Here is a 652-nt window from a genome sequence, read left to right as displayed (position 1 = left end):
CACGCTGCGACAGCCGGGCGGGATCGCAGGCCAGCAGCTTCTGCGTGTAGGGATGGCGGGCGTCGTGGAAGATCTCGCGGGTCGTGCCGCTTTCCACCACCTCGCCGGCATACATCACGATCATCTCGTCGCAGAGTTCGGCGATCACGCCCAGATGATGCGAGATGAACAGCACCGAGCAGCCGATGTCGCGCTGCAGATCCTTGAGCAGTTCGATGGTGGCCACCTCCAGCGTCGCATCGAGCGCCGTGGTCGGCTCGTCGGCGATCAGCAGCGCCGGCTCCATCATCAGCGCCATGGCAATGGCGATGCGCTGCTTCATGCCGCCGGAGAATTCGTGCGGAAACTGTGTCAGCCGGCTTTCCGGATCGGGAATGCGAACCTTGCGCAGCATGGCGACCGAGCGCGCATCCTTGTCCCGCTTCGACAGACCCGAGCGATACTGGATGTCGCGCATCTGCCGCCCCACCGACAGCACCGGGTTGAGCGCGCCCATCGGGTCCTGGAAAACGGTGGCGATCCTTTGCCCGCGCAAGCCGCGCATCGCCATGGGGTCAAGCCGGGCGAGGTCCTTGTCACCCTCGAAGATGATCTCGCCCGATAATATCTCGCCATTGTCGGCGAGCAGGCCGAGAATGGCGTTGATGAGCGT

At 64.3% G+C, this 652-nt stretch carries 1 protein-coding gene; it reads right to left on the bottom strand.

Going from position 1 to position 652, the window contains the following annotated elements:
- A partial coding sequence (locus tag EN925_RS38575) for an ABC transporter ATP-binding protein (RefSeq protein WP_164894817.1) occupies positions 1-652 on the bottom strand: 652 nt, incomplete at both ends.

The sequence above is a fragment of the Mesorhizobium sp. M7A.F.Ca.US.006.04.2.1 genome (assembly GCF_004022915.1).
In the GTDB taxonomy this organism is placed as follows: domain Bacteria; phylum Pseudomonadota; class Alphaproteobacteria; order Rhizobiales; family Rhizobiaceae; genus Mesorhizobium; species Mesorhizobium ciceri.
This window is presented reverse-complemented; position numbering and strand designations above follow the sequence as displayed.